The sequence below is a fragment of the Streptomyces sp. NPDC020379 genome, from assembly GCF_044387105.1.
Lineage (GTDB): Bacteria > Actinomycetota > Actinomycetes > Streptomycetales > Streptomycetaceae > Streptomyces.
Window position 1 is genome coordinate 89,448 of sequence record NZ_JBIRVR010000022.1, and the last position, 22,416, is coordinate 111,863.

Genomic DNA, 22,416 nt, shown 5'->3' on the forward strand with positions numbered 1-22,416 from the left:
CGAGCACCGTCAGGGGCGCGGGGAACTGCGCGAGCAACCACACACACCCCGCAGACGCGCCCCGCCCTCATGTCCCACCCCGGTGGGCACGACCAGCGGCACGCGCCAAGCACCGCCAGGAGGGCGGAGAACTGCGCGAGCAGCCACACACAACCGACAGCCGCCAGACGGGCTCAAGCCCCATCCCCGTGGGGCGCCCCGCACCGCGGAGCGCCCGCACAGCCCCGGGAAAGAGCTCAGCCCTTCTCGGTGACCCCGGCCGTATCGAAGGTGGCCACCTCATGCATCGCCCGCGCGGCACTCTGCACGACCGGCAGAGCCAGCAGCGCCCCCGTGCCCTCGCCGAGGCGGAGGTCGAGGTCGACCAGCGGGCGCAGGCCCAGCTTGGTCAGGGCCGCGACATGGCCCGGCTCCGCGCTGCGGTGTCCCGCGATGCAGGCGGCCAGCGCCTCCGGGGCGATGGCCCGCGCCACCAGCGCGGCCGCCCCGGCGCTCACGCCGTCCAGGATCACCGGCGTGCGCAGCGACGCGCCGCCCAGGATCAGGCCGACGAGCGCGGCGTGCTCCAGGCCGCCGACCGCGGCGAGCACGCCGATCGGGTCCTTCGGGTCCGGCTGGTGGAGTTCGAGTGCGCGCCGGACGACGTCGACCTTGCGGGCGTGCATCTCGTCGTTGATGCCCGTGCCCCGGCCGGTGATCTCGGCGGGGTCCGCCTCGGTGTAGACGGCGATGAGGGCGGCCGACACGGTGGTGTTGGCGATGCCCATCTCGCCCGTCAGCAGCGCCTTGTTGCCCGCCGCGACGAGGTCGCGGGCCGTCTCGATGCCCACCTCGACGGCGCGCAGCGCCTCTTCTCGGGTCATCGCGGCGCCGGTCGTGAAGTCGCTCGTGCCGGGCCGGATCTTGCGCGGGAGCAGGCCGGGGGTGCTGGGGAGGTCGCCCGCGACGCCGACGTCGACGACGCAGACCTCCGCGCCGACCTGGTTGGCGAAGGCGTTGCACACGGCGCCGCCGCCCAGGAAGTTGGCGACCATCTGCGAGGTGACCTCCCGCGGCCACGCCGTGACGCCCTGGGCGTGCACCCCGTGGTCGCCCGCGAAGATCGCCACGGCGGCGGGCTCCGGGATCGGCGGCGGGCACTTGCGGGAGAGGCCGCACAGCTGCGCGGAGATGATCTCCAGCATGCCGAGCGCGCCGGACGGCTTGGTCATCCGCTTCTGGCGCTCCCACGCCTCGCCGAGCGCCTTGGCGTCCAGCGGCCGGATGCCGCGCAGGGTCTCCGAGAGCAGGTCGTGCGGGTCCTCGCCGGGCAGCGCGCGCCGCCCGTACGTCTCCTCGTGCACGACCCACGACAGCGGGCGGCGCTTGGACCAGCCGGCCTGCATCAGTTCGGGCTCGTCGGGGAACTCGTCGACGTAGCCGACGCACAGATAGGCGACGACCTCCAGGTGCTCGGGCAGCCCGAGTTCGCGCACCATCTCCCGCTCGTCGAAGAAGCTGACCCAGCCGACGCCGAGTCCTTCGGCACGCGCGGCGAGCCAGAGGTTCTCGACGGCGAGCGCGGAGGAGTACGGCGCCATCTGCGGCTGGGTGTGCCGGCCGAGGGTGTGGCGGCCGCCGCGGGTGGGGTCGGCGGTGACGACGATGTTGACGGGGGTGTCGAGGATGGCCTCGATCTTCAGTTCCTTGAACTGCTTGGCCCGCGCCTTGGGGAGGGACTTCGCGTACGCGTCGCGCTGACGCGCCGCCAGCTCGTGCATCGCCTGCCGGGTCTCGGCGGAGCGGATGACGACGAAGTCCCAGGGCTGGGAGTGCCCGACGCTCGGCGCGGTGTGCGCGGCCTCCAGGACGCGCAGCAGCACCTCGTGCGGGACGGGGTCGGTGCGGAAGCCCTTGCGGATGTCGCGCCGTTCCCGCATCACGCGGTGCACGGCGGCGCGCTCGGCGTCGCCGTAGCCGACGGCGGCGGGGCCCGCGGGCTCCTCGTACACCTCTTCCGGTGCCTCTTCCGAGGCCGGAGCGGGCCGCGCGGGGTCGGCGTGCGCCGCCTCGGCGTCGGCGGTGCGCGGCGCGGGGACGGCCACGGGCTCGGCGGCGGGGACCGGCTCCTGCTGCGGGGCGGGGATGTGCACGGCGGCGGGCGCCGGCTGCTCCTCCTGCGCGGCTACGGGCTCCGCGGCCTCGGGCGCGGGGGCCTCGGCCGGTACGGGCTGCGGCTCGGCGGGCGCGGGGACGGCGACGTGCGTGACCGCCGTGTCCTCCGCGACGGCCGTGGTCTGCGTGACCAGCGTGTCCTGCGGGCGGGGGACGAGGAGCACGTCCTCGGAGACCTGCTCCTGCGGCGCGGCGTCCTGCGCGGGCGCGGGGGCCTGCTGGACGACGGCCTCGACGGGCGCCTCGGCCGCGGCGGGCCGCGGCTCCTGGACAGCGGGCTCGGGGGCCGGTGCGGCCTGTTCGGCCGGTGCCGCCTGTGGCTCGGGGGCGACGGCCGGCACGGGAGCGGCCGGGGCGGGCTCCACGGCCTCGGCGACGACGGGGGCCTCCTGGACCTGCTGCTCGGGAGCTGCGGCCGGGGCCTCCTCGGAAAGCGGGGCCGCGAGGGGAACCTGCTGTCCAAAACCGGCGTCTGCGGGTGCGGGCGCGTCCACGACGACCGGCGCGGGCCGCGCGACCCCGGCCGGAGCCTCCGGTGCCGGGGTCGGCTCCGCGGCCGCCTCGGTGACGACAGCGGTTTCGGCCACGGCGGTTTCGGCCACAGCGTTCCCTGCGGCGGCGTGCTCGGCGACAACAGGAGCCTCGGGGACGGCAGTGCCCTCGGCGGCGGCCGGGGCGGGCTGCGCGCTGTCGGCAACCGGCGCCGCGGCGGCGGGGATCTGCTCGCCGGAACCAGGGTTCGCGAACGCCTGGTGGGCCTCGGCGGGCGGCTGCTCCTGCGGTACGGGCGCGGGCCGCGCGGCCTCCTGGACGGGCTCCACGGGCGCCGCCGGCTGCGGTTCGGGCGTGAAGTGCGCCTCGGCGGGCGCGGCCTGGGGCGTCTCCGCCGGCGCGGGCGCGGCCTCCGCGACAGCGGTGACGACGGGCTGGGGAGCGGCCTGGGGAGCGGGCGCCTCCGGCTCGGCGGCCGGCTGCGGGGCCACGGCGGCTGACGTCACATCAGCGGACGCCTCGACAGGCGGGGCGGCCGGCGCCTCGGCAGACACCTCGACGGGTGCCGGGGCGGCCACGGGCTCGTCCTGTGCCACCGCCGGGGCGGCGGCCTGCTGCGGGGTGACGACCGGGTGTTCGGCGGGGGTCTGCTCGGCGGCGGTGGCCTCCGTGCCCGGCGCGGTGTGTCCGGAGCCGTCGGCGACTATCCCGTGACCGGTGTCGGCCGGGTGCGTGGCGGTGCTCTGCGCCGGCACAAAGGCGACGGCGGGAGCCGCGAGGGGCTCCGCGACGGGCGCGGGCGCGGCCTGGGCCGCGGGTTCGGCGACGGCCTCGGCGGCGGACGCGGCCGGGGGCTGCGCGGTCATGTGCTGCGGCTGCGCGTCCCAGGTGCCCGGCTGCTGCTGCGGCACCTCGCCGAGGCGCGGGACCTGCGGGAGGTCCGCGCCGTCCTGCGGGACGTCGAGGTATTCGGGGCCCTGACCGGGCGTCACGGGCGGCACGGCCCGGCCCGGCGCGGGTGCCTGGTGCGGGGCCGCCGGGCCGCGGTCGGCGAGGGAGCGCACGACGCCGCCGGTGGGGTCGGGCACGGGCGGCCCCATGTGCAGGGGGCGGCGCGGGGCCGCGGGGGCCGCCGGAGCGGCGGGCGCGGGCGGCTGCCTGACATCGCCGTAGTCGACGGAGCCGGTGTCGCGGCCGCCGCTCTCGTGCGTACCGCCCTGGACCGCGGGCTGCTCCATCCAGGCGCCCTGGGCGCCCGGCATCAGCAGGAGGTCGTCCTCCTCGGCGCCGTCCGCCTCACCCCCGTGGTCCAGGAAGGTGTAGGCGGCCGGGGCGCCGGGGTCGGCGGGGGCGACGGGATCCGCGGGGAACGAGGGGCCGGGAAGCTCGCCTGCGTTCTCCGGCTGTCCCTCGCCCGGGAACTGGCCGGTGTCGGTCATGCGTACCCCTCGCCCATCGGTAGTGCTCCTTCCAACCGCTCACGCCCATAGTCAAGAACGAGCGTCCGTGCCTCGCGGCACGTTGCATGTCGCCCGCCCCTACCTTGCCGTGCTCCCGCCAAAAGGAGGGAACGTTCGGGACATTGACGACTGTGGTGTCGGACACCGAAGGGCGGTACAACGATCCGCAACCCTACCCTCCGCCCGGCGAGCGGGGCTCACAGGTGGGTGTGGCGGCCACTCAGGAGAAAGGCCACGGCGCGCTCGCGCTCGGTCCAGGCGGCGGTGTCGAGCTCGACGGCCTGGAGCAGCGCGCACTCCACCGCGTAACCGCCTTCGGCGAGCGCCCGGCCGATGGCCTCGGCCTCGTCGCGGGTCGCGGCGTGGGCGACGATCCGCTCGGGCCTGCGGGCGGCGCACGCGGCGACGACGGGCGCTCCCCCGCCGCCGACGCGGACGACGTCGGGCTCGGGGAGGCCCTCCAGGACGTGCGGCGCGGTGCCGTGGACGACCTGGAGCTGTACGCCGTAGCGGCGGGCGGCGGCGGTGGTGCGGGCGCAGGCGTCCGGGTCGCGGTCGACGGCGATGACGGCGGCGCCGAACCTGGCGGCCTCGACGGACGCGGCGCCGCTCGCGGAGCCGATGTCCCAGACGAGGTCGCCCACCCGGGGCCCGAGCCGGGCCAGTTGGGCGGCGCGCAGTTCGGCGGACTCCCCTTCGCCGAGGTCCGTGCCGTAGGCGTCGGAGGGCAGGGCCCAGCCGCGCACGGCCGGGGGGTAGCCGGGGTCGCGGCCGGCGATCCAGCCGCCCGCGGTGCGCTGCCGGGTGACGCCCCAGCCCTGGCCCGCGGGCTCGGCGGTGCCGGGGCCGGCACCGCCGATGACGATGACGACGTTGGGGTCGCGCCAGGTGTGGTCGGGGACCTTGTCGGAGGTGAGGACGGTGACCTGCTCGCGGGCGGTGCCCAGTTCCTCGCAGATGACGAAGGTGCGGTGGACGGGTCCGAGGAGGAGGGCGAGTTCGGCGGGTCCGGCGCCGGGCGAGGTGAGGACGGCGACCTTGGTGTGGGCCCGGCAGACGTTGACGGCGCGCCGCAGGTCGCGGCTGTGGGCGACGACGACCTGGGCGTCGTCCCAGGGCATGCCCACGCGGGCGAAGGCGGTGGCGACGGCGGAGACAGCGGGCACGACCTCGACCTCCAGGCCGTGCTGGGGGGCGCGCAGGGCGCGTACGACGCCGAAGAAGCCGGGGTCGCCGTCGGCCAGGACCACGGCGGAGCCGCGGTGTCCGGCGATGCGGCGGGCGGCGAGGTCGACGCTGCCGAGCCTGACGCGCTCGGCCGTGGGCGGGATCTCGGGCAGTGCCAGGTGGTGTCCCGCGCCTGCCACCAAGGTGGCGGCGGCCAGGGCCGATCGGGCCGTGTCCGTCAGCGGTGAGCCGTCCCACCCGATCACCGTGACCCGGTCGGCCATCGTCGTCAGTCTCCTGGGGCTCGTCTGTCGCGGGTCGGGGCCCACACACGCGTGGGCAGGGTGAGGTTACCCCGCCCGGTCCGGGCCCAAGGGCGCGCGGACGGTTCGGGGCGGGCGCGTGCGGTCGTACGGGCCGGTGTGTCCGGCCGGGCCGCGCGCCGGTTCAGCGCCAGTCGTGGAAGGCGCCCGCGTAGCCGGGGCCGCCGGCGTGCTGTTCGCGGACCTCGTCGAGGTCCTCGGGGAGCAGGCTCCAGACGATGAGGTCGCTGCGGATCTCCGTCCAGCCGCCGTCGGCCGTGCGGCCGCGGCCTATCCAGGCGTTGCGCAGGACTCCCTCGCTGATGCAGCCGATCTTCTGGGCGACCTGCTGGGAGGCGGTGTTGTCGGCGGCGGTGCGCAGTTCGAGGCGCTCGAACCGCTGGTCGCGGAAGAGCCATTCGGCGACCGCGAGCACGGATTCGCAGGCGTAGCCCTCACCGCGGGCCCAGGGGGCGACGACATAGCCGACCTCGGCGGAGAGGGTGCGCCAGTCGGTGTGGTGCAGATGCACGCAGCCGACGAGGCGGTGGGTGAGGAACTCGGTGACCGCAAAGACGATTCCGCGGCCCTGGGTGCGCTCGGCGGGTGCCCGGCGCAGTGCCCAGTCGCGGGCCTCGGCGGTGGTGTAGGGGTGGGGCGCGGAGGTCCAGGCGGTGACGAGTTCGTCGCTCATCATCTCGGCGAGCGCGGGCACGTCCTGGGCGTCGAACGGGCGCAGCACCAGCCGGTCCGTACTGATGGAGATGTCCGGGAAGGTGGATGTCATGCGCTGCTCCAACGCCGGTGAGGATGGGCTCGGGACGGTCTCGGTCCGGGCTTCGAGTGCACCAGCATGCAGCATGGGTGCGCGGGTGCGCCAAGCGCGACCCGGCACGGCCGCAGGCCCGCGCGTGCGAGGGTGCGCGGGCCTGCGGCCGTACGGGCGGGGGCGGGTGCCCCGGTGGAGGGGGTGGGGATCAGCCCTTCACGGGCCCGAAGGCGGGCAGGACGGCACCGTTGCTGAACTTCCGCTCGATGAACTTCTTGACCTCGTCGGAGTTGAGGAGCCCCGCGAGCTTCACGATGCGCGGGTCGTCCTCGTTGCCCTTCTTGACCGCGAGGAAGTTGGCGTAGGGGTTGCCCTGGGCCTTCTCCAGGGCGATGGAGTCCTTGGCCGGGTTGAGCTTGGCGCCGATGGCGAAGTTGCCGTTGATCACGGCGGCGGCGACGTCGTCGAGGCGGGAGGGGATCTGGTCGGCGGCGAGCTCGGTGAACTCGACGCCCTTGCTGTCCTCGACGTCGGAGAGCCTGGCCCCGGAGCCCACGCCGTCCTTGAGCTTGATGACGCCGTTGTCGGCCAGCAGCTTCAGGGCGCGGCCCTCGTTGGTGGCGTCGTTGGGCACGGCGATGGTGTCGCCCTTGCCGAGGTCGGAGACCTTCTTGTCCTTCTTGGAGTAGAGGCCCAGCGGCTCGAGCTCGACGTCGACGACGGGCACGATGTCCGTCTTGTTCTTCTTGTTGAAGTCGTCGAGGTAGGGCTTGTGCTGGAAGAAGTTGGCGTCGACCTCACCGTTCTGGGTGGCGGTGTTGGGCAGGACGTAGTCGTTGAACTCCCGCACCTTGAGGTTGAGGCCGGCCTTCTTCGCGAGGTTGTCGCGCACGAAGTTGAGGATGTCGGCGTGCGGGGTGGGGCTGGCGGCGACGGTGAGGGTGGCCTCGGGGTCGGCGTCCTTGCCCTTCTTCCCCGATCCGGAGGAGGTGTCGGACGGGGCGCTGCACGCGGCCAGGCCGAGAGTGAGGGCGGCCGCGGCGGCCGCGGTGGTGATCTTGATGGTGGTACGCACGAAGAGTGCCTCTTTCTTGTCTCACGAGGTGTTGCCGCCCGGCAAAGGGTCCGGGCTCGTGGGGTTGTCGTCCGTGGGGCGCGGGGCCTCAGCGGGTCTCGGTGAGCGCGGGGGCCTCGGGCACGGCCGCGGCCGCGTCCGGGGTCCCGGCGGGGGCCGGCTTGCGGGCGGAGGGCAGGAGGCCGCGCAGTCCGACGGTGGCCGCCTGGCGGGCGCCGCGTCCGGCGATGCGGCGTACGACGAGGTCGCCGGCGAGCTGGACGGCGGTGACGATGACGATGAGCAGCACGATGGTGATGTTCATCAGGCCGGTCTCGTGGCGCTGGAAGCCGTAGGAGATGGCGAGGTTGCCGAGCCCGCCGCCGCCGACGGCGCCGGCCATGGCGGAGTAGCCGATGAGGGCGATCACGGTGGTGGTCAGGCCCGCGACGATCGAGGGCAGCGCCTGCGGGAGCAGCACCTTGAGCACGACGGTCCAGGTGCCGCCGCCCATCGACTGGACGGCCTCGACCAGTCCGTGGTCCACCTCGCGCACGGCGGTCTCCACCAGGCGGGCGAAGAAGGGGATGGCGCCGACGGCGAGGGCGACGACCGCGGCGCTGGGACCGATGGAGGTGCCGACGACGAAGCGGCTGAAGGGGATCAGCCAGACGAGGAGGATGATGAAGGGCAGTGAGCGGCCGAGGTTGACGACCGCGCCGATGACCTTGTTCACCACGACGTTCTGGAGCAGTGCCCCGCGGTCGGTGAGGACCAGCAGGATGCCCAGCGGCAGGCCGCCGACGATGGCGTAGACCGTGGACCACCACACCATGAAGAGGGTGTCGAGACACGCGTCGCGCAGCAAGGGCTGCATTTCGGACCAGGTCACTTGGCACCTTCCTTGAGGAGCTCGTCGGCAGGCGCCGGGGTCTTGAGAGGAGCGACCTCGACCTGGAGGCCCTGTTCGCGCAGGAAGCCGATCGGGACGACGTTGTCCTCGAAGCGGCCGGGGAGCTCGATGCGCATCCGGCCGATCTGCTTGCCGCAGACGGTGTCCATCGCGGCGCCCAGGATCGAGATGTCGACGTTGTAGGTGCGCGACAGCTGGGAGATGACCGGCTGGGTCGCGGCCTCGCCGTGGAAGGTGATGTCGACGACGGTGCGGTCCTCGCCGGAGGGCTCGCCGCCGACGGGGAAGAGCTCGGCGGCCAGCTCGGAGCCGGGGGTGGCGAGCAGCTCGGAGACGGTGCCGGACTCCACGACGCGGCCGCCCTTCATGAGGGCCGCGGAGTCGCAGATGGTCTTGACGACCTCCATCTCGTGGGTGATGAGGAGGACGGTCAGGCCGAGCTCGCGGTTGAGGTCGCGCAGCAGAGTGAGGATGGAGCGGGTGGTCTCCGGGTCGAGCGCGGAGGTCGACTCGTCGGAGAGCAGCACCTTGGGTTCGCCGGCCAGGGCGCGGGCGATGCCGACGCGCTGCTTCTGGCCGCCGGAGAGCTGGCCGGGGTACGCCTTGGCCTTGTCGGCGAGGCCGACGAGGTCGAGGAGTTCGAGGGCCTTGCGGCTGCGTTCCCTGCCGGAGACGCCCAGGATCTCGAGCGGGAGCTCGATGTTGCTCTGGACGGTGCGCGAGGAGAGCAGGTTGAAGTGCTGGAAGACCATGCCGATGCGGCTGCGGGCCTTGCGCAGCTCGGCGCCCGCGCGCGGGCCGCGCCCGACGAGCGCGGTGAGGTCCTGGCCGGCCACGGTGACCGTGCCGGAGCTGGGGCGCTCCAGGAGGTTGACGCAGCGGATGAGGGTCGACTTGCCGGCGCCGCTCTGGCCGACGACGCCGTACACCTCGCCCTCGCGCACGTGCAGGTCGACGCCGTCGAGGGCGGTGACCTCGCGGCCGCGCGAGCGATAGACCTTTGTCAGGCCCGTAGTGGTGATCACAGGGGATTCCGTCACTGTCGAGTGCGCGGCGCGGGTGGTGCCGGCACGGGAATTCATTGCGGAACGCGGCATCGGTGATCCCCGGCGGGCGCGTGGTCGCGCGGCTTCGGGGTCCTGGTGACGCGGGGCGGAGCTCCGGTCCGGTCCTGCTGGATCCGGATCGGGCTCTACGGGTCTCGCTTCGGGGCGCGAGGCACAGAACGGGGGCCCTCAGCGGTCACACATTCGACACATGCAACGAGCACCGGGCGTCATCATCGCCTCGGTCGCAAGGGTGCGGCTGCTCGTCGTGGTCATGCGGGAAAGTAAAACAGAAGCGCGTGCGAGTCGGCCAAGCCTGTCCGAATAGCGGACGCGACTGGCCGAAGCGTGGACGTCACCGGCCGATTCCGGATGATCTTCGGGTTGCCCCGTGGCCTGCGCGGACACGGACCACGGGCGCGTCCGCCGGGTACGACGGAGGGGGCGGCGGCCCGCCGTGTGTGGCCAAGACCACGGCCTCCCTCCGGGGGGACGGGGCCGGGGGCCGGTCCCGGCGCACCCGCGGCGGGCCATTAAAGTCGTCCCATGCTTGTCCAGCCCCCTCCGCCCGCCCGCGCCGCCCGGCGGCCGCGGTGATCGACGCGCTGACGCTCGCGGTCGGCCTGACCGCCCTCGCGCTCGCCGCCTGGTGCGGCTTCGCCTTCTCCCGCGACCAGACCACCAAGGACTGGCACTTCATCGGCATGGCCGTGGTGTCCGTCCTGGCCCTCGTCCAGCTCGTCGTCGGCGTGGTGCGGCTCGCGGGCGGCGACAAGCCCGCGCAGGGCATGGCCATCTTCGTCGCCTATCTGATCGGGTCGGCCGCGGCCGTCCCCGCCGCCGGGTTCATGTCGCTCGTGGAGCGCACGCGCTGGGGCTCGGCGACCGTGGCGGCCGGCGGTGTGATCCTGGCCGTGCTCGAAGTCCGGCTCTACGACATCTGGGGAGGCTGACCATGACCGATTCCACCGAGCCGTCCGCCAAGGCGGCCTTCGACCTCGGCCAGGGGCCCGGCCGACTGCTGGTCTGGCTCTACGGCGTCTTCACCGTCGCGGCGGCCTCCCGCTCGATCGTCCAGATGCTCCTGAACTTCGGCAAGGCGCCCCTGGCCTACGTCCTGTCCGCGGTGGCCGCGGTGGTCTACGCCTTCATCACGTACTCGCTGGTGCGCGGCGGGCCCGCCGCCCGCAAGGCGGCGCTGGTGTGCTGCGCGGCGGAGCTGGCCGGCGTGCTCGTCGTCGGGACCTGGACCCTGGCCGCGCCCTCGGCCTTCCCCGACGCGACGGTGTGGTCGGACTACGGCATGGGCTACCTCTTCATCCCGGTCATCCTCCCGGTGACGGCGATGATCTGGCTCCGCCGGGCGGCCCCGCCGGGCCGCGGCTGAGACCCTCGGCAGACGGACGGGCCGGGGACGACCGATGCTGGTCGTCCCCGGCCCGTCCGTCGCGTTCTCTAGGCGCTCGCCACGAGCGCCGGCACCGGCTTCTCCAGCGTCACCAGGACCAGCTTGCGGGTCACCTGCTCCGTGCCCGTCTGCGCGTAACCCCACTTGCGGTACAGCCGCAGATTGCCCTCGTTGCGGTGGCCCGTCGCCAGCCGGAAGCGCCGCGCCGACCACTCGTCCGCGAGCCGGTCCTCGACCGCGCCCAGCAGGCGTCCGCCCAGCCCGTGCCGCTGCATCCGGGGGTGCACGATCAGGCCCGCGATGGACGCCGTGCCGTCCCCGTCGACCGAGCCGCGCACCGAGCCGACGACCTCGTCGCCGAGCCGGGCCACCAGCACACAGCCGCCGGCCAGCTCCGTGCGGAGCCCGTCGAGGGTCTGGGTGAGGGGTTCGATGGAATAGTCGCCGTAGAGCTCGGCCTCGCCCTGGTAACAGAGGTACTGGAGCTTGAGGATCTGCTCGGCATCGTCTTCGGTCGCCGCAGAGATGGTCACGCTCATGCCCATGTGCGCACGCCTCCCCTATGTCGGTTCGGTCCGCCCTGACAGGAGCCGTCGCGTGGAACGCCGCCTCCATGGCGCCGGCTGTCTAACGCTCCTTTCCCCCACGTTCAGGAGCCGCAACCTCCGCCGTGAGCATTCTGCGCAGACAACCAAGGCAACGGGAACGCACGGGCCCCAAAGATCCTTGTGAGATACCCAACTCACCTGCGATTTCCCGGTAGGTCGGGTCGCTGCGCGAGAGCAGGGCCCCCAGCAGCCCGGGGCATCTGCCGGGCAGGCGGCGTACGACGGCACGCAAGGCGCGGCTCTCCTCGGCGGCTAGCACCGCCTGCTCCACGCAGGACTCGCCGGCCGGTTCCTCCATGGTCGGGTCGTAGAGCACCTCACGGCGGGCCCGGCGGCGCGCGACGCGGGCCTCGGCCCGTACGGCCGCGCGCAGCCGCAGCGCGGAGACGGACCACCGGCCGCGGGCGGCGCGCCGGTCGCTCAGCAGCCGTACCCAGACGGACTGTTCGAGGTCGGCTGCCTCGATGCCCGCGGCCGGTGCCTCCGCCGCGCACTCGGCCGCCAGCAGCGGCCGCAGTGCGGTCAGAAGATCGTTCGGTGTCATGACGGGCGGGACGTGACCGGCCCGCCCGCCGGTTGCCACCGGGGCGCGCGCTCACCCTCGCGGGTGAGATCGCGCGCCGTACTTACGGTTGACCGCTGTGCGCCGTTACTTGCGGAAGTCCGCCGCCGCGAGCGCCGCCGTGTCGCAGTTGTCGGAGAAGATCCCGTCGATGCCGGTGGCGAAGTACGCCTTGAACGCGCCGAAGGCGTCGCCGTAGGCGTTGGGGTCCGTGCCGCGCCGGAAGTCGGCGGGCAGGAAGCTGTTCTCGTTGCGCATGGTGTAGGGGTGCAGGAACAGGCCCTGCGCGTGCGCGTCGTGGACCAGAGTGGTCGGCTTCATGAGCCGGTCGTTCTTGTCGCGGGGGATGATCTGGTTCACCCACGGGCCGATGCCCTGCGCGAAGCCGGCGATCCACTTCAGGCCCTGGGGCGTGATGAGGTCCTTGACCGTGCGCGGGTCCTTGGCCTCGACGAAGTCCCAGGGGCGGGTGGGCAGGTCGTCGAGCAGCAGCACCTTGGGGCAGTCCACGCCCAGCTTGCCCAGCCGCTGGAGGCTGCTCGGCTCGAAGGACTGGAGGAAGGTGTGCCCGTTGCGGCCGGCCCGGCCGTAGCGGCGCAGCAGCTTGGCGAGGCGCTCCTCCAGGCCGAGACCGGCCTTGCGGAAGTACGTGGGGTGCTTGGTCTCGACGTGCAGCCAGATCTTGCGCCCGCGCTTGCGGCCCTGCTCGTCGGCCCACTTGAGGACCTCTTCGAAGGTGGGCACGTCCCAGCGGCCGTCGTAGAGGGTGTTGTGCTGCCGGGTGCCCGGGATGCGCTCGATCGCCCGCAGCGTCTTGAGCTCGGCCAGCGTGAAGTCCTCGGTGAACCAGCCGGTGTGGGCCTCGCCGTCGACCGTCCTGGTCGTCTTGCGGGAGGCGAACTCCTTGCGCGTGGCGACATCGGTGGTGGCGGTGATGTCGTTCTCGTGCCGGCAGACCAGGTGCCCGTCCTTGGTGGGCACGACGTCCTGCTCGATGACGTCCGCGCCGCCCGCGAGGGCGTACTCGTAGGAGCCGAAGGTGTGCTCCGGGCGGTAGCCGCAGGCGCCGCGGTGGCCGATGACGACCGGTGTCGGCAGGTCCTTGTACGAGCCGGAGTCACCGTGCCCGCGCCCGTACGCCGCGGGAGTCCCGCCGGACGGTGTGCCCGGCCCGCGCTGCGCGGCGGCCGCCGTGCCCGCCGTGCCGCCGAGGGCGACCGCCCCCGCCCCGAGGGCCGCCGCGGCCCCCAGAAGGGTGCGCCTGCCCGGCCGCTGCTCCTGCTCCATGAACACTCCTAGCGATGTGGTGCTTTCGGTGCCTGTCCGGCACCTGTGCGACGCGCCGATCGTAGGCACGTACGACTTTCCGATGGGAAGACGAAGGTCAAACAGGGTGCAAAGTCACGTCAACACTGCGTATCAGGTCGGTGAACCCGGCGTGCGCGCCCGAGGTACCGGCGAGTATGGTCAGCCCTTGCGCAGGAGTGCGCCACCTCGACCACCACGACCGGAGGGCCCGTTGTCCCGCATCTTGCTCAAGGCGTTTCTCGGATTGCTCATGCGCGTCCTGTACCGCCCGAAGGTCGAGGGCGCGGAGCACATCGCCGAGAGCGGCCCGGTGATCCTTGCCGGCAGCCACGTCACCTTCGTCGACTCGCTGTTCCTCGCGCTGGTGGTCAAGCGCCAGGTGTTCTTCATCGGCAAGGACGAGTACGTCACGGGCAAGGGGATCAAGGGCCGGCTGATGGCCTGGTTCTTCGGCAGCTCCGGGATGATCCCGGTGGACCGCGACGGCGGTCACGGCGGCGTCGCCGCGCTGATGACCGGCCGCCGGATCCTGGACGAGGGCAAGGTCTTCGGGATCTACCCCGAGGGCACCCGCTCCCCCGACGGCCGCCTCTACCGCGGCCGGACCGGCATCGCCCGCCTCACACTGATGACGGGCGCGCCGGTGGTGCCGTTCGCGATGCTCGGGATGGACAAGGTCCAGCCGGGCGGCAAGGGCAAGTTGCGCGTCGCCCCGGTGACGATCCGCTTCGGCAAGCCGCTGGACTTCTCCCGCTACGAGGGCATGGACCGCGACCGCTACGTCCTGCGGGCCGTCACCGACGAGGTGATGACCGAGGTGATGGAGCTGTCGGGCCAGGAGTACGTCGACATGTACGCCACCAAGGCCCGTGAGGCCAAGGCCGCCTGACACACCGTCACTCCTGACCCGGGATCCCCCTAGGCCCGGCCGAAGCACGCGGGCTGGAAGCCCGGGTCGGCCGGGCCCTTGCGTGCCAGGGCGTTGAGCACCCACTGGGCGACGACCGGGTCCTTGGTCGCCTGGTCGTGCATGAAGGGGTCGAGCGGGCACTTGTCCTGGAGCACGACGTTGGTGAGGTGCTCCGCGGGCCCGGTCAGCAGCGCGCTGGTGTAGGGGACGACGACCTCGTCGTGCCGGGTGGTGATCACCGTGTAGTCCGGACCGGCCGGGGTCTCGTCGCCCGCGTTGAGCTTCTTCATCAGGTCGGAGCCGACCTGCTGGTCCACACAGGACGGGCAGAAGGTCCAGCCCGCGGGGATCGCCAGCGGGTTCTTGGTGCCGTGGTTGGAGGGCACGATGCCGATGAGGTCGTCGACCTTGTCCGCGCCACCCAGGAACTTGACGTAGTAGCGCGGCATCATGCCGCCCTGGCTGTGGCCGACGATGTCGACCTTGGCGGCACCCGTCGCGCCCCGCACGGCCTCGACGAAGTCCCGCAGCTCGGCGGCCGCCTGGGGGATCGGGTCGGTCTCCATGTGCCCGTAGTTGAAGGCGAAGACGCAGTAGCCCGCCTCCTTCAGCTTCGGGGAGAGCGCCGCCCAGTTCTCGGCCATCAGCTTGAAGGTGCCGTTGACCAGCACCACGGGCTGGGGGTGGGCCGAATCCGGCTTGCACGACCAGTCGTTGGCACCGCGCGGCGGGATGTCGAGGACGGAGGCGGAGGCGGGGGTCGCGAGCCCCGCGAGGCCGAGGGTCGCGGTGGCCGCGGCGGCCAGGAGGAGCCTGACAGTTCTGCGCAGACGCATGGGGGGTCCTTAAGCACGGGACTCTCGTCCGAACCATGTTCGACAATGTCGACCAGTGGACGAGATGGTTGCCTGCGCATAAGGATCACGTCAAGGGCAAATATTTCCGGGAAATGTCACACGGGCCGAGGCTTGCCGCCCCGGCCCGTGTGCGATTTGCTGCTCAATTGAGCTTTGCCGCGCTCAGCACTGCCCGGAGTTCACGCGCCGCGGCAGCGGGGAACGCCCGGCCGTCACGGTGCGAGACCGTCCGGCCGCGCCTCATGACCTCCGGAGCCCTCCTCCAGGCGCTGGCCGCGCAGCAGGAACCACGCCGCGGCCGCCGTCGCCAGCAGCACCGCCGCGCCGATCCCGGAGGCGATCCGCAAGCCCTCGACGAAGGCTTCCCGCGCCGAGGAGAGCAGGGCGTCGCCCGTCCCGCCCGGCAGCCCGGCCGCGGCCTCGACCGCGCCGCCCAGCGAGTCGTGGGCCTCGGCCGCGGCCCGGTCCGGCACCGCGGCCGGCGCGTGGAAGCCGCGGTAGACGCCGGTGACGATCGACCCGAGCAGGGCGATGCCGAGCGCGGCGCCCAGCTCGTACGCCGTCTCGGAGACCGCCGAGGCGGCGCCCGCCTGCTCCTTGGGGACGCTGGAGAGGATCACATCGGCGGTGACGGTGAACGAGAAGCCCGCGCCGACGCCGACCATCAGCAGCACCGCGCCCAGCACCGGGTAGGCGGTGTCCGCGTGCAGCCAGGCGAGCGCGGCGAGCGCGACGGCTATCGCCGCGAGGCCGCCCGCCACCACGGAGCGCACGGACCAGCGCCGGGCGGCCCGTCCGGCGAGCAGGCCCGCGGTTACCGCGCCCACGGCGGCGGGCAGTTCGGCGAGCCCGGCCTCCAGCGGGCCGCGGCCCTGGACCAGTTGGAGGAACTGCGACAGGAAGAACACCAGCCCGGACAGGCCCAGGATGGTCAGCAGGTCGGCGAGCACCGCCCCGGAGAAGCCGCGGTGGTGGAAGAGCCGCATGTCCAGCAGCGGCTTGGGCAACTTGAGCTGACGCCGCACGAACCACAGCATCACCAGCAGTCCCACGACCCCGGCCAGCAGATAGTTCCAGCGGAAGCCGTACGCCGCCGCCTCCTTGACCGCGTAGACGACCGCCACGATGCCGACCATCGACAGGGCCACGCTGAGCAGGTCCCAGGGGCCGGGCGAGGGGTCCTTGGACTCGGGCAGCAGCTTGAGGCCGACGAGGACGAGGACGGCCATGACCGGCAGGTTGATCAGGAAGACCGAGCCCCACCAGAAGTTCTCCAGCAGGAAGCCGCCCACCACCGGGCCCACGGCCGCGCCGGCGGAGGCCATCGCGCCCCAGATGCCGATGGCGAGGCTGCGCTCCCTGGGGTCGTGGAAGAGGTTGCGGATCAGGGCCAGCGTCGAGGGCATCAGGGTCGCGCCCGCCACACCCAGCAGGGCGCGGGCGGCGATCATCATCTCGGGGGTGCTCGCGTAGGCGTTGAGCACGGAGACACCGCCGAACGCCACCGCGCCCGTGAGCAGCAGCTTCTTGCGGCCGATGCGGTCGCCGAGGCTGCCCATGGAGACGAGCAGGCCGGCGATGACGAAGGAGTAGATGTCACCGATCCACAGGAGCTGGGTGCCCGAGGGGCGCAGGTCCTCGCTGAGGAAGGGGGTGGCGAGGCCCAGCACGGTCGCGTCGACGGCGACCAGCAGGACGGCCAGGACGAGGACGGTCAGCGCGAGCCAGCGGCCGGGACGCGGCGCCTCCGGTGCGACGGCCTGCTGTGGGGTGGCGGTGTGACCGGTCATGGTTCAACCCTCCGCCCCGCTCCGCCGAGCAGCAGCTCGGCGACCATTCGGGTGCGGTCCTTGGCCGCGACCCTGCCCTCCTGCACGGCCCAGGCCCCGGAGCCGATCAGGCCGTAGAGCGCCTCGGTGAGCCAGGCGGGCGAGAGGTCGAGCCGGAAGGTGCCCTCTTCCTGGCCGCGCAGGAAGAGGGCGGTGACGCGGGCGTCCAGCCGGTTCCAGCCCTCGTTGACCCCGGCTTCGTAGAGCTGGTTCTCGGTGAAGAGGAAGGCCATCAGCCCGGCCGCCGGCTCGGTCCGCGCGATCAGGCGGCGGACCGCGTCGGCCGCGTCGCCCTCCTCGGTGCGGGCCTCGTCCAGGGCGTGCTCGAACTGCCGGATGCTGAGGTCCTCCAGCGCGCGCACGAGCGCGTCGCGCCCGGCGAAGTGGCGGTGGAGGGTGGCGCGGCTGATCCCCGCGGCCCGGGCGATCTCGTCCATGGACGCGGTCGCCTTGCGGGTGAGCAGCCCGGCGGCTGCTTCGAGCACATGGCCCGGTTCGACACTCATGAGACGACCATAACCCGAATGAGACAGTCACGTCTCATTCGGGTGGTCGGCGTCTCATGATCGGCGTGTGTGTCTAGCCGCGCCCGGCCTCGGCCCACTCGCGCTGGACCGCCAGATCCGCCTTGACCTCGCCCAGCTGCACCGCGACCGCCGAGGGGGCCGTGCCGCCCCGCCCGCTGCGCGAGGCGAGCGCGCCGGGCACGTCGAGGACCGTACGGACCTCGGGGGTGAGGTGCGGCGAGATCGCGGCGAACTGCTCGTCCGTGAGCTGGTCGAGCTCGATGCCGTGGGCCTCGCACTCCTTGACGCACTCCCCCGCGACCTCGTGCGCCACCCGGAACGGCACGCCCTGCTTGACCAGCCACTCCGCGATGTCGGTGGCCAGCGAGAAGCCCGCCGGGGCCAGCTCCTCCATCCGGGCGCGGTTCACCGTGAGGGTCGCCATCATCCCCGTGAAGGCCGGGAGCAGGATCTCCAGCTGGTCGCAGGAGTCGAAGACCGGCTCCTTGTCCTCCTGGAGGTCGCGGTTGTAGGCGAGCGGCAGCGCCTTGAGCGTCGCCAGCAGGCCGGTCAGATTGCCGATGAGCCGGCCGGACTTCCCCCGTGCCAGCTCGGCGATGTCGGGGTTCTTCTTCTGCGGCATGATCGAGGAGCCGGTGGAGAAGGCGTCGTGGAGGGTCACGAAGGAGAACTCCTTCGTGTTCCAGATGATCACTTCCTCGGCGATCCGCGACAGGTCCACGCCGATCATCGCCGTGATGAAGGCGAACTCCGCGACGAAGTCCCGGGCGGCCGTCCCGTCGATGGAGTTGCCGGACGAGCCGCGCTCGAATCCCAGGTCGGCGGCGACCGCCTCCGGGTCCAGGCCGAGCGAGGAACCGGCGAGTGCCCCCGAGCCGTACGGCGAGACGGCCGTGCGCGTATCCCACTGCCGCAGCCGCTCCGCGTCCCGGCCGAGCGCCTGGACGTGGGCGAGCACATGGTGGGCGAAGAGCACGGGCTGGGCGTGCTGGAGGTGCGTGCGCCCCGGCATGGCGACGTCCGCGTGCGCCTCGGCCAGGCCGACCAGCGCCTCCTGGAGATCGGCGAGCAGCCCGCCGATGATCCGGGCGTGGTCCCGCAGATACATCCGGAAGAGCGTGGCGACCTGGTCGTTGCGGGACCGCCCGGCGCGCAGCTTGCCACCGAGGTCGGGGCCGAGCCGCTCCAGCAGGCCGCGCTCCAGGGCGGTGTGCACGTCCTCGTCGGCGATGGTGCCGGTGAAGGTGCCCGCCGCGACATCGGCCTCCAGCAGGCCGAGGCCGTCGATCATCCGCTGGAGCTCGTCGGCCGTCAGCAGACCGGCCTTGTGCAGCACGCGCGCGTGCGCGCGGGAGCCCGCGATGTCGTACGGGGCGAGGCGCCAGTCGAAGTGGACGGAGGCGGAGAGCTTGGCCAGTGCCTCGGCGGGTCCGTCCGCGAAGCGGCCGCCCCACAGCCGTACGTCGCCGCCGCTGTTGCCGTTGCTCACTTGCTGCTCCTCAAGGCTGGTGGTGTGCGGCCGCCTCCCCGCCGCGTTGGCGGGGAGGCGGCTCCGTGCAGGGGCTCAACCGCTGGGCTCAGACCAGGTCACGCTTGGCAGCGATCTTCGACGAGAGGCCGAAGATCTCGATGAAGCCCTTGGAGAGCGACTGGTCGAAGGTGTCGCCGGTGTCGTAGGTGGCGAGGTTGAAGTCGTAGAGCGACTGCTCGGACTTCCGGCCGGTGACGACGGCCCGGCCGCCGTGCAGCGTCATCCGGATGTCGCCGGTGACGTGCTCGTTGGCCTCGGCGATGAAGCCGTCCAGCGCCCGCTTGAGCGGCGAGAACCACAGGCCGTCGTAGACCAGCTCGCTCCACCGCTGCTCGACCTGCCGCTTGTAGCGGGCCAGCTCGCGCTCGACGGTGACGGCCTCCAGCTCCTGGTGGGCGGTGATCAGCGCGATCGCGCCGGGCGCCTCGTAGATCTCCCGGGACTTGATGCCCACCAGCCGGTCCTCGACCATGTCGAGCCGGCCGACGCCCTGGGCACCGGCCCGCTCGTTGAGCTGCTGGATGGCCTGGAGCACGGTGACGGGCTTGCCGTCGATGGCGACCGGGACGCCCTGCTCGAAGGTGATGATCACCTCGTCGGCCTCCCGGGGGGTGGCCGGGTTCGCGGTGTAGTCGTAGACATCCTCGATCGGGGCGTTCCAGATGTCCTCCAGGAAGCCGGTCTCCACGGCGCGGCCGAAGACGTTCTGGTCGATGGAGTACGGCGACTTCTTGGTGGTCGCGATCGGGAGCTGCTTCGCCTCGCAGAAGGCGATGGCCTTGTCCCGGGTCATGGCGTAGTCCCGGACGGGGGCGATGCAGGTGAGCTCCGGCGCGAGGGAGGAGATGCCCGCCTCGAACCGCACCTGGTCGTTGCCCTTGCCGGTGCAGCCGTGGGCGACGGTGCTCGCGCCGTGCTTCTTGGCGGCGGCGACGAGGTGCTTGACGATCGTCGGCCGGGAGAGCGCGGAGACCAGCGGATAGCGGTCCATGTAGAGGGCGTTGGCCTTGATCGCCGGGAGGCAGTACTCCTCGGCGAACTCGTCCTTGGCATCGGCGACCTCCGCCTCCACCGCACCGCAGGCGAGCGCGCGCTTGCGGATGACGTCCAGGTCCTCGCCGCCCTGGCCGACGTCCACGGCAACGGCGATGACCTCGGCGCCCGTCACCTCGGCGATCCAGCCGATGGCGACGGAGGTGTCCAGGCCGCCGGAGTAGGCGAGTACGACGCGCTCGGTCACGGGTTTCTCCTTACGGTGCATGCGGTGATGGGTATAACTATGCACTGCTCCGTATGTTTCGTCAATAGCCGGTGGGCAAGGCGCCGGGACCGGCCGGACCCGGATTTGGATCACGGCGGCAAACAGGCTATTTTCTTCTTGCACGCCCCGCCGGGAACACACCGGAGGGAAACGGGCAACGGGACGTGGCGCAGCTTGGTAGCGCACTTGACTGGGGGTCAAGGGGTCGTGGGTTCAAATCCCGCCGTCCCGACACGTGACGAAGGGCTTCGGAGCCGGGAGAGATCCCGCTTCCGGGGCCCTTCGTCGTTGCCCGCCCGCCTTCTCCGCCCGCCCCCTCACACCACCCGCACGCCTCCGCGGAAGACCGCCGTCACCGCGTACACGGCCGTGATGTCGGCGAGCGGGTCTCCGGCCACCGCGACGAGGTCCGCGTCATAGCCGGGGGCTATGCAGCCCTTGTGGCAGGCCACGCCGCACACGCGGGCCGCCGTCGAGGTCGCCGCGCGCAGCGCTTCCAGCGAGGTGAAGCCGAGGCCGGCCATCGCGGTGACGCTGTAGGGGTAGCCGCCGTGGGCCTTGGCCGGGAAGATCCCGGAGTCGCTGCCGCAGGCCATGATCACGCCTGCCCGCCGCATCTCCGCCAGCCCCGCGGCCAGGCCAGGCAGCCGCCGGGCGGCCGGCTCCGGCGGCGGGGGGCCGCCGGGCAGTGAGCCCAGGGTGAGGGAGGCGGCGACGCCCACGCGGGCCATCTCGTCGATCACCCGGCGGTCGTGGTCGTCCACGCCGTCCTCGGTGACGAAGGAACAGTGCTCGACCGAGTCGAACCCGGCGGCCACCGCGTCGGCGATGCCGGACGCCGCGTGGGCGTGCGCGGTGACCGGCAGCTCGTGCCGGTGCGCCTCCCGTACGGCCGCGCGCAGCTCGGCGTGACCGTACTGCGCGCGGTACGGGTCGGAGCCGGGGGTCAGGTCACCGCCGGTCACCATCACCTTCACCACGTCGACGCCGCGCTCCGCGCGCTCGCGCACCGCCGCGCACATCCCCTCGACGCCCGCGGCCTCGCCGCCGAGGAACCAGCAGTGCCCGCCGGGCCTGGTGACCGGCGGGCCCGAGGCCAGCACCCGTGGCCCGGCGGCGGGGTCCTTCGCGGTCTCGTCGCGGAGCCGCAGCGCGAGGTAGCCGCGGTCGCCGAGGTCCCGTACGGTCGTCACGCCGGCCGCCAGCGCGGCCCGGCCCGCCGCCCGCATGCGCGTCAGCAGCTCCTCGTCGTCGGCGCTCCGCAGCCGCCCCACCACGTCGTCGCTCGCGTCGAAGGCCAGGTGGACGTGGGTGTCCACGAAGCCGGGCAGCAGCGTGACCGCGCCGAGGTCGATCAGCTCGGCGCCGGCGGGCGCCCGGCCGCCCGCGCGGACGTCGACGACGCGCCCGCCCTCCACCAGCACCAGCGGCCGCTCCACGAGCTCCGGCCCGACCCCGTCGAACAGCGTGCGTGCGCGCAAGGCGAGCATGGCTCCTCCTGTCAGGGTGATGGGTGACCCACCATCAGCTTCCCTGCGGCAGCACGCCGTTACGCCGGACGTCAGCAAGATTTCCCCGGCCGGGCACAAAGGAGCGCGGGCCGGCGGATTGGCCCGCGCTCCTTCACGTCAGCGCTCGCGTCAGTGCTCGCGTCAGCGTTCCTTCTGCGCCAGCCTCAACAGGTGGTCCGCCAGGGCCTGGCCGCCCTTGGGGTCCCGGCTGATGAGCATGACCGTGTCATCGCCCGCGATGGTGCCGATGATCTCGTGCACGCCGGCCTGGTCGATGGCCGAGGCGAAGAACTGCGCGGCGCCCGGCGGGGTGCGCAGCACGACGAGGTTGGCGGACGCCTCCGCCGAGATCAGCAGCTCGCCCGCCAGGCGGCCCATGCGGGCCTCCGTCGCGGACTCCCCCAGCGGGGCGCGGGGGGTGCGGTCGCCGCCCTCGGAGGGGACCGCGTAGATCAGCTCACCGCCGGTGTTGCGGATCTTCACGGCGCCCAGCTCGTCGAGATCCCGGGAGAGGGTCGCCTGGGTGACGGACAGTCCGTCGTCGGCGAGCAGCTTCGCGAGCTGGCTCTGCGACCGCACCGGCTGCCTGCCCAGGATGTCCACGATCCGCCGGTGGCGGGCGGTGCGGGTCTGCGGTACGGCCTGTCCGCCGTGGAACGGCTCGGCTTGCTGCGCCTCGGTCATCGTCTCGTCAGTCTCCGCATTCGTCGTTCCCTTGGCCCCCGTCGGCCGGCCGCACGTGTCGCC

19 protein-coding genes and 1 tRNA gene are annotated in these 22,416 nt (G+C 72.8%); 4 read left to right on the forward strand and 16 right to left on the reverse strand.

Annotated elements, in window-relative coordinates; genetic code table 11:
- Positions 1-236: 236 nt before the first annotated feature.
- The 6 genes from cobT to ACH427_RS25580 all read right to left on the reverse strand — a co-directional run bounded on the left by cobT (position 237) and on the right by ACH427_RS25580 (position 9,336).
- Positions 237-4,085, reverse strand: a complete 3,849-nt coding sequence (gene cobT / locus ACH427_RS25555; protein ID WP_398872898.1) for a nicotinate-nucleotide--dimethylbenzimidazole phosphoribosyltransferase — start codon at positions 4,083-4,085, stop codon at positions 237-239.
- Positions 4,086-4,303: 218 nt separating this feature from the next.
- Positions 4,304-5,557, reverse strand: coding sequence for a precorrin-6y C5,15-methyltransferase (decarboxylating) subunit CbiE (cbiE, locus tag ACH427_RS25560; RefSeq protein ID WP_398872900.1), 1,254 nt, complete (start codon positions 5,555-5,557; stop codon positions 4,304-4,306).
- A gap of 163 nt (positions 5,558-5,720) precedes the next feature.
- On the reverse strand, positions 5,721-6,362 hold the full coding sequence (locus tag ACH427_RS25565) for a GNAT family N-acetyltransferase (RefSeq protein WP_398872902.1): 642 nt from the start codon (positions 6,360-6,362) through the stop codon (positions 5,721-5,723).
- Positions 6,363-6,552: 190 nt separating this feature from the next.
- A complete protein-coding gene (locus ACH427_RS25570) occupies positions 6,553-7,419 on the reverse strand; it encodes a MetQ/NlpA family ABC transporter substrate-binding protein (protein ID WP_398872904.1) in 867 nt (288 codons plus the stop codon).
- Between the two features lie 88 nt (positions 7,420-7,507).
- A complete protein-coding gene (locus ACH427_RS25575; RefSeq protein ID WP_398872906.1) occupies positions 7,508-8,290 on the reverse strand; it encodes a methionine ABC transporter permease in 783 nt (260 codons plus the stop codon).
- The gene (locus ACH427_RS25580; protein ID WP_398872908.1) at positions 8,287-9,336 is read right to left on the reverse strand and encodes a methionine ABC transporter ATP-binding protein; all 1,050 of its coding nucleotides are present in this window, start codon (positions 9,334-9,336) and stop codon (positions 8,287-8,289) included. Before ACH427_RS25580 ends, ACH427_RS25575 begins: the two co-directional genes overlap by 4 nt.
- Positions 9,337-9,950: 614 nt before the next feature.
- Here ACH427_RS25580 and ACH427_RS25585 point away from each other — a divergent pair.
- Both ACH427_RS25585 and ACH427_RS25590 read left to right on the forward strand, forming a co-directional pair.
- Complete coding sequence (locus ACH427_RS25585) at positions 9,951-10,310, forward strand: hypothetical protein (protein WP_398872910.1); 360 nt, start codon at positions 9,951-9,953, stop codon at positions 10,308-10,310.
- A gap of 2 nt (positions 10,311-10,312) precedes the next feature.
- Positions 10,313-10,744, forward strand: coding sequence for a hypothetical protein (locus ACH427_RS25590; protein WP_398872912.1), 432 nt, complete (start codon positions 10,313-10,315; stop codon positions 10,742-10,744).
- 68 nt (positions 10,745-10,812) lie between these two features.
- On the opposite strand, the gene ACH427_RS25595 is transcribed toward ACH427_RS25590, so the two are convergent.
- The 3 genes from ACH427_RS25595 to ACH427_RS25605 form a co-directional block, all read right to left on the reverse strand.
- Complete coding sequence (locus ACH427_RS25595) at positions 10,813-11,310, reverse strand: GNAT family N-acetyltransferase (protein WP_398872914.1); 498 nt, start codon at positions 11,308-11,310, stop codon at positions 10,813-10,815.
- Between the two features lie 82 nt (positions 11,311-11,392).
- Positions 11,393-11,917 carry a sigma-70 family RNA polymerase sigma factor gene (locus ACH427_RS25600; RefSeq protein ID WP_398872916.1) on the reverse strand — a complete coding sequence of 175 codons (525 nt, stop codon included), beginning with the start codon at positions 11,915-11,917 and terminating at the stop codon, positions 11,393-11,395.
- A 105-nt stretch (positions 11,918-12,022) separates the two neighbouring features.
- Complete coding sequence (locus ACH427_RS25605) at positions 12,023-13,222, reverse strand: glycerophosphodiester phosphodiesterase (RefSeq protein WP_398872918.1); 1,200 nt, start codon at positions 13,220-13,222, stop codon at positions 12,023-12,025.
- Positions 13,223-13,454: 232 nt separating this feature from the next.
- On the opposite strand from ACH427_RS25605, the gene ACH427_RS25610 reads away from it, so the two are divergent.
- Positions 13,455-14,132, forward strand: coding sequence for a lysophospholipid acyltransferase family protein (locus ACH427_RS25610; RefSeq protein ID WP_398872920.1), 678 nt, complete (start codon positions 13,455-13,457; stop codon positions 14,130-14,132).
- 29 nt (positions 14,133-14,161) lie between these two features.
- On the opposite strand, the gene ACH427_RS25615 is transcribed toward ACH427_RS25610, so the two are convergent.
- From ACH427_RS25615 to ACH427_RS25635, 5 genes are all read right to left on the reverse strand, one after another.
- Positions 14,162-14,989, reverse strand: coding sequence for an alpha/beta fold hydrolase (locus tag ACH427_RS25615; protein WP_398872922.1), 828 nt, complete (start codon positions 14,987-14,989; stop codon positions 14,162-14,164).
- Positions 14,990-15,222: 233 nt separating this feature from the next.
- On the reverse strand, positions 15,223-16,800 hold the full coding sequence (locus ACH427_RS25620) for an MFS transporter (protein WP_398872924.1): 1,578 nt from the start codon (positions 16,798-16,800) through the stop codon (positions 15,223-15,225).
- The gene (locus ACH427_RS25625) at positions 16,797-17,345 is read right to left on the reverse strand and encodes a TetR/AcrR family transcriptional regulator (protein ID WP_398872926.1); all 549 of its coding nucleotides are present in this window, start codon (positions 17,343-17,345) and stop codon (positions 16,797-16,799) included. The genes ACH427_RS25620 and ACH427_RS25625 overlap by 4 nt, the downstream gene beginning before the upstream one ends.
- Positions 17,346-17,418: 73 nt before the next feature.
- Positions 17,419-18,855, reverse strand: a complete 1,437-nt coding sequence (gene argH / locus ACH427_RS25630; protein ID WP_398872928.1) for an argininosuccinate lyase — start codon at positions 18,853-18,855, stop codon at positions 17,419-17,421.
- Between the two features lie 88 nt (positions 18,856-18,943).
- The gene (locus ACH427_RS25635) at positions 18,944-20,137 is read right to left on the reverse strand and encodes an argininosuccinate synthase (protein ID WP_398872930.1); all 1,194 of its coding nucleotides are present in this window, start codon (positions 20,135-20,137) and stop codon (positions 18,944-18,946) included.
- A 179-nt stretch (positions 20,138-20,316) separates the two neighbouring features.
- Between ACH427_RS25635 and ACH427_RS25640 the strand changes: the two genes are divergently transcribed.
- Positions 20,317-20,390: transfer RNA gene (locus tag ACH427_RS25640), tRNA-Pro, on the forward strand.
- 85 nt (positions 20,391-20,475) lie between these two features.
- On the opposite strand, the gene ACH427_RS25645 is transcribed toward ACH427_RS25640, so the two are convergent.
- Both ACH427_RS25645 and ACH427_RS25650 read right to left on the reverse strand, forming a co-directional pair.
- Positions 20,476-21,648: an amidohydrolase family protein gene (locus tag ACH427_RS25645; RefSeq protein WP_398872932.1), complete on the reverse strand. Its 1,173-nt coding sequence runs from the start codon at positions 21,646-21,648 to the stop codon at positions 20,476-20,478.
- 162 nt (positions 21,649-21,810) lie between these two features.
- Positions 21,811-22,353 (reverse strand): arginine repressor, encoded by a 543-nt coding sequence (locus tag ACH427_RS25650; protein WP_398872934.1) that lies wholly within the window; start codon positions 22,351-22,353, stop codon positions 21,811-21,813.
- Between the last annotated feature and the right edge of the window lie 63 nt (positions 22,354-22,416).

What these genes read in the sequence shown, in the direction of transcription:
- cbiE (WP_398872900.1), bottom strand. Translation starts at nt 5,557, where the DNA reads ATGGCCGACCGGGTCACGGTGATCGGGTGGGACGGCTCACCGCTGACG.
- ACH427_RS25650 (WP_398872934.1), bottom strand. Translation starts at nt 22,353, where the DNA reads ATGACCGAGGCGCAGCAAGCCGAGCCGTTCCACGGCGGACAGGCCGTA.
- ACH427_RS25600 (WP_398872916.1), bottom strand. Translation starts at nt 11,917, where the DNA reads ATGACACCGAACGATCTTCTGACCGCACTGCGGCCGCTGCTGGCGGCC.
- ACH427_RS25645 (WP_398872932.1), bottom strand. Translation starts at nt 21,648, where the DNA reads ATGCTCGCCTTGCGCGCACGCACGCTGTTCGACGGGGTCGGGCCGGAG.
- ACH427_RS25595 (WP_398872914.1), bottom strand. Translation starts at nt 11,310, where the DNA reads ATGGGCATGAGCGTGACCATCTCTGCGGCGACCGAAGACGATGCCGAG.
- ACH427_RS25605 (WP_398872918.1), bottom strand. Translation starts at nt 13,222, where the DNA reads ATGGAGCAGGAGCAGCGGCCGGGCAGGCGCACCCTTCTGGGGGCCGCG.
- ACH427_RS25590 (WP_398872912.1), top strand. Translation starts at nt 10,313, where the DNA reads ATGACCGATTCCACCGAGCCGTCCGCCAAGGCGGCCTTCGACCTCGGC.
- ACH427_RS25615 (WP_398872922.1), bottom strand. Translation starts at nt 14,989, where the DNA reads ATGCGTCTGCGCAGAACTGTCAGGCTCCTCCTGGCCGCCGCGGCCACC.
- ACH427_RS25620 (WP_398872924.1), bottom strand. Translation starts at nt 16,800, where the DNA reads ATGACCGGTCACACCGCCACCCCACAGCAGGCCGTCGCACCGGAGGCG.
- ACH427_RS25565 (WP_398872902.1), bottom strand. Translation starts at nt 6,362, where the DNA reads ATGACATCCACCTTCCCGGACATCTCCATCAGTACGGACCGGCTGGTG.
- ACH427_RS25625 (WP_398872926.1), bottom strand. Translation starts at nt 17,345, where the DNA reads ATGAGTGTCGAACCGGGCCATGTGCTCGAAGCAGCCGCCGGGCTGCTC.
- cobT (WP_398872898.1), bottom strand. Translation starts at nt 4,085, where the DNA reads ATGACCGACACCGGCCAGTTCCCGGGCGAGGGACAGCCGGAGAACGCA.